Source organism: Pseudovibrio sp. POLY-S9 (assembly GCF_001431305.1).
In the GTDB taxonomy this organism is placed as follows: domain Bacteria; phylum Pseudomonadota; class Alphaproteobacteria; order Rhizobiales; family Stappiaceae; genus Pseudovibrio.
The window spans coordinates 1-4,741 of record NZ_LCWX01000068.1 but is presented as its reverse complement, the minus strand read 5'-3'; the positions used below and the strand labels follow the sequence as shown (position 1 = coordinate 4,741).

At 50.9% G+C, this 4,741-nt stretch carries 6 protein-coding genes; all 6 read right to left on the bottom strand.

Annotation, left to right across the window (positions count from 1 at the left end; translation table 11 throughout):
• Positions 1 to 183: 183 nt before the first annotated feature.
• The gene (locus PPL9_RS04630) at positions 184 to 681 is read right to left on the bottom strand and encodes a hypothetical protein (protein WP_057461551.1); all 498 of its coding nucleotides are present in this window, start codon (positions 679 to 681) and stop codon (positions 184 to 186) included.
• Between the two features lie 70 nt (positions 682 to 751).
• A complete protein-coding gene (locus PPL9_RS04625) occupies positions 752 to 1,201 on the bottom strand; it encodes a hypothetical protein (RefSeq protein ID WP_152986593.1) in 450 nt (149 codons plus the stop codon).
• Between the two features lie 24 nt (positions 1,202 to 1,225).
• Positions 1,226 to 2,218: a hypothetical protein gene (locus PPL9_RS04620; protein ID WP_057461549.1), complete on the bottom strand. Its 993-nt coding sequence runs from the start codon at positions 2,216 to 2,218 to the stop codon at positions 1,226 to 1,228.
• Positions 2,215 to 3,279, bottom strand: a complete 1,065-nt coding sequence (locus tag PPL9_RS04615; RefSeq protein WP_057461548.1) for a DUF4123 domain-containing protein — start codon at positions 3,277 to 3,279, stop codon at positions 2,215 to 2,217. Before PPL9_RS04615 ends, PPL9_RS04620 begins: the two co-directional genes overlap by 4 nt.
• A 5-nt stretch (positions 3,280 to 3,284) precedes the next feature.
• Positions 3,285 to 3,656: a PAAR domain-containing protein gene (locus PPL9_RS04610; protein ID WP_057461547.1), complete on the bottom strand. Its 372-nt coding sequence runs from the start codon at positions 3,654 to 3,656 to the stop codon at positions 3,285 to 3,287.
• Positions 3,657 to 3,667: 11 nt separating this feature from the next.
• The coding region (tssI, locus tag PPL9_RS04605) for a type VI secretion system tip protein TssI/VgrG (protein WP_152986592.1) at positions 3,668 to 4,741 on the bottom strand (1,074 nt) is incomplete at its 5' end.

The following is a 4,741-nucleotide window of genomic DNA, read 5'->3' as shown; positions in this document are numbered from 1 at the left end:
AGGGAGGCTGTCCATGATCTCCCGGAGCCTGAAAGGCGAGGAAGATTGTGGTCAGGTGAGTGACGATCTAGTTCGCGTGAGGGCGCAAGCCCTGCTGCGGTGCCTTCAGATCAAAACGAAAGAAAGGATGGGAGGAATTAGCTGATTGCGCTCAAAACGTCAGGGAAGAGTACCCAGCGACACTCATTGCTCTATGAGCGGCCAGAGCACGGAATTGCGAGAAACCTGCGTCTCATCAAATCGCACTGGTTTGTCATGAAGGCGCAAGGCAGATAGCAAGACCCATGCTCCTCCCGGTGACTGCCCAAGCTTCAGCACTGTCGCCAGGTCTGGGTCTGGTAATAATTTTGGATTGGTCATTTGGGCAGACAGGCTGGTCACATCAGATTCCAGATCAAGATTATTGATGGCTTCCCACGCCTTCAGAACGCCTTTCCATGTTGTGCCCTCACACCATGAGAGTGCCATGGCTGAAACCGGTGTCCAGCCAGCACCATCGCCAATCAGCGCCCACTTTCTGGCGGGAAATGCTTGCAGCTCTTTCAGGTATACTGAGTTTTCTGTATCTCTTAGTGGGTGCAGGTCTTCGTTCACATGGCTACATTTCAAGCGCCAGTTCTCCAGCTCGACATGCAGCCCTGTCCAGATCTCAATTGGCGTAAAAGCTTGATCTTTATGCATTACCAGATCACTTGACAGGATATATAAAACATAGGATTGGCGTTCGTGCGGCCTGCTGTTTATTCCGAAACTACTCTAGCCCCATTTCTTGCATAAGTTCATGGTCAAGAAACTCATCATCAAAACCAATACGGCGGCACAATTCATCCTCCCCACAGCTAAAAGGAAAATGAACGACCTCTCCTTCGCTCAGAAAAATCAGTTTCCCATCAAGATTAGGGAAATCTTTTCTAAGCTGATTACATACATAGAATGCACCTTCGATATTTGTAGGTGGTGACAGAAAGTGAAGTGTTCGATTGTTTCTGAATACAAACTCCACTGAACTTGTATTTATTTTTATTTTGCAGTTCAGTTTTGTTTTCCCTGAACGTTCGATTTTATTGATGCTTTCCACTTTCCAAGTATTACGAAGCCATTGCTCCAAAGCTACGTTATCAGAAAACAAGTTCACACCTTTTGGCAGAACTGTGAGCATGCAAGGATCGTAAACATCATTGTACTTTTTGAAATCAGACATTTTTTTCTCTACCAACTGCTTCAATCAAGCTATATTGCCATACTCTGACGGGTCGTAATTCCACCAATCATCTTCCGGGTTAATCCTTGGAGGTCGTGCTGGATCATCATTCCCAAAACTGTTATGCGCTTTACAGACTTCGCGCATGGGTACGTATTCAATCTTTCCCTCAATATCTTCCGAGCCATATAGTTCTTTAAAAAATGGAAAGAGAGCAGGATGCCCAATCGCTGTATATAATCCGATGTTCCAGCATGCTTTGCCTGGCGCATTTGGAGTTTTAGTAACAACACCGTAACGCTCAAATTCTTCTCTAACTTTTTCTCGAATTTCTTCACGCTGCTCGTTGAGGAAAAATCCAGGATTGTCTTTAACTTCATCAAATACAAACGGAGAATTTCTAGGGTTCTTGGTATACTTTGCTTCACCTAACCAACAGCGGTCCGGATAACTCATATCTGCATTCACGGATGTGCCTCCTCCCTCACAATGAAACTCACTGCGGGTCTGGAAAATACAATATTGGTATCCCCACCCCTGCGTGGTGCTATTGCGCTTATTCCAAGGCACATCTGTCTTCATCTTTGCATCGGTAACCCGGTTCGGCAGTTCCACGGCCCACAAAGGGAACTTGTGCGGTTCACAGCAATTGCGCCGGGGGCGGATGCGGCGACGGTGATAGGACACCGGTTCCCCTTGCTCATCTTCCCCTGTAGCTTCTCTTGGCTTGTCAAACTCGCCTGGATCATCCCAACTAGGATCAAAGAACTCATCCTGCTTTTTCAATTGCGGCATGGGCTGAGTCTCGGGGGCCAGCACATCTGGCTGTATCAGGGGTTGCAACGGGCTGGGCCTGATCAGCGGTCTGGGAACGGGTGGACTAGGCACGAATGGCTTTACCCATTGCGGGGTCTTAGGAACTGTACCTGGTGGAAGATTGCGAACAAATGCGTACTGATTACCAGCGGCTTGCGAAGCTACGTTCTTTACCGTTTTAGCCAAGTTTGGATTGTTCATGCTGCTGTCCTGATGATTTTCCCTGACCGTTCCCGATAGACGGTACTGCTGCCATCTGCGTATGTTTCCTTGCATTCGATAACATCGCAGAGATCTCGCAGGGCCTCATTGTCAATTTCAACGCCGCTGTTAAACAGCAGCAGTTCAAGCCGTGTTTCGCGAGACATTGTTTCTTGCGAAAGAATGCGCTGAACATCCTGATCTTGATAAAACTCAGCTCCGGCCATAAAGCTCAAGACAGCCCAGTAAAAGAAGCAGCTCTCATCGCTGTAGCCTTGTTTGCCAGCGTGCTTTTGAGCCTCACCAAAGAACGAGATCAACTCCTTGCGCTGAAGTTCCTCCGTCTCCTTGGGAAAGGCTTTGCGAAGGAACTGCTCAATCTCGTGGTAAAAGCTGATTTGAGCGCAGTGCATCATATCATCGTATTGACGCTGCTCGATCTCGCGGAATGGGAAGGTTGCGCGGTAGTTTTCGACTGCTCGGTCATGGTTTTCATGTTTGTGCCAGTGATAGTCCAAGCCGTCTTCGGTCTCGATGCCGAGCTGCAGCTGTTCGCCGCGAAGGCGATAGACCGCAAAACTTGATGTGTAGTCATAAGGTGCTGCAATCAGATCAATGTTTTTGAAGAAATCCTGCCACTGTTCCGGGAAGCCATGTCGCAGGAAACAATAAAGCACGCGGGCATCATAAAAACGCAGGTAAACCGGTTTGCCACTTTCCGGCGTGATCACGCTCATGAACCGCTTCAAGGAGCTTCGAAGTTCCTCAATCGCCTTTGTTGAAAAGACGATGATACCAAGCTTTTCTGGAAACCCTACCTTTAGCCAACTGGTCAAAACAGCGGGATGGACAGTCAGGTCAACAAGCAACGGGGTTCGGGCATGGGCATCTTGTTTGGCCTCTGCAGGTGATCCCATCAACGGTTCCCATCCGTCTTCGCCCGTGGCCCGGATCTCGCTTGCAAGGTCTTCCTGCCAGGATGCATCCAGCACCAGGTATGGTTTGGCATCAATCGTTGCAGCTTGCGCGGCGATCCCCTTAAATCGTTCTGTCAAACTCACCGCTGCTATCCTTTGGAGGCTTTGTCTTCACACGTTTCGCAAAACGGCGACCGGCTCATTCCTACGGGAGAGGCTCCTCCAATCAAAACATCCCCAGATCCGGTTGAATCGGCACCACCACAATCAATCGGATCTCCCTGTCGCCCAGCTTCTTTGTTGTTGAACAGGACAGTCGGGCTTCCGGAGGCCAATGATCTGCCATGGGGTGGTGACGGGCAGACCGGGCATGGATGCGGTGCATAGGCATCCCCCTGACGCACAGCAAGGCGGTTGTTAATCAAAATGTTCGGGCTCCCGGCAATGGCGGGAGTTGGCGGGAAGTGGCATCCATGACCAGAACCAATGTCCCCAAGGCGTGCTGCTGGTTTTCCTGACATATCGTGCTCTCCTATTTCTCAAAGGAACGCGCATAGCGCTGTGCATGAGGACCGGAATAATCAGATGGCTTCATAGCTTCCATTGGCGGGACTGGAGCACCCTTGGCAGGAGAACCGCCACAGTTGACCTTCACCAGGGTGCCTTCAATCTGCACACCGCCCTTGTCGATCTTGACGAAGTTCCCGCCAACATTGAGGCTTATGCTCGCGCCTGCCTGAACAACAACAGCGTCCCCGGCATTGATGTAGTGGGTTGTTCCGCTCTCAAAGTGCTGTTTGCCCTTGGTCTCCAATCGCCAGTTTTCTTCAACAAGCGTTATGGCATTGCGCACGACATGAGTGACCTTGTCTCCCACAACTTTCAGGAAATCGCTGATCTTGATCTGGCGCAGTGCGGACCCGTCAACTTGTGTATGTTCTGACCCCTTCACCTGTTCGCGGTGATCGCCGCCCACCTCAATGTCTTTTGAGCTGCCGATAGATTCAGATTGAGACCCTTCAACTCGTTTGTGGCGGTTGGCCCCGACCTTCCAGGTCTCGTTGTTCTCAACAACGCCGTTGTGGAATTTCTGAGCGTGGAACCAGACTTCCTCCTGCCCGCCCTCATCTTCAAAGCGAAGCTCGTTGTAGCCATTGGCCTTGTGGCTGTCTGACATGAGCACCATGCGGGTTTTGAAGTCGGGAAGTTTGTTCGGTGGACGGTTGTTGTTATGATACGTCCGCCCCGTAATGATTGGCTGGTCTGGATCACCTTCGAGGAAATCTACGATGACCTCGTGGCCGATGCGCGGGACAGCCATATGCCCCCAGGAGGCTCCACCCCAATTTTGCGAGACACGTATCCAGCACGAAGATCTATCATCCTTGGCACCATGGCGATCCCATGGGAACCAAACTTTGACCCGGCCATGTTCATCGCAGTAAATCTCTTCGCCTTCAGGTCCGGTGACATGGGCGATCTGCGGGCCGTCCACCAATGGCTTTTTGAGCAATTTGGGCCGGTATGGCAGGCGCGCGGGCATGACCTCAAACCCGGCGCTGTAAGTGGTGGAGCCGCTGCCGGCTTCCTCAGCCACGGCCTGCGG

Coding starts and splice junctions, on each gene's coding strand:
- PPL9_RS04620 (WP_057461549.1), bottom strand. CDS start 2,218: ATGAACAATCCAAACTTGGCTAAAACGGTAAAGAACGTAGCTTCGCAA.
- PPL9_RS04625 (WP_152986593.1), bottom strand. CDS start 1,201: ATGTCTGATTTCAAAAAGTACAATGATGTTTACGATCCTTGCATGCTC.
- PPL9_RS04610 (WP_057461547.1), bottom strand. CDS start 3,656: ATGTCAGGAAAACCAGCAGCACGCCTTGGGGACATTGGTTCTGGTCAT.
- PPL9_RS04630 (WP_057461551.1), bottom strand. CDS start 681: ATGCATAAAGATCAAGCTTTTACGCCAATTGAGATCTGGACAGGGCTG.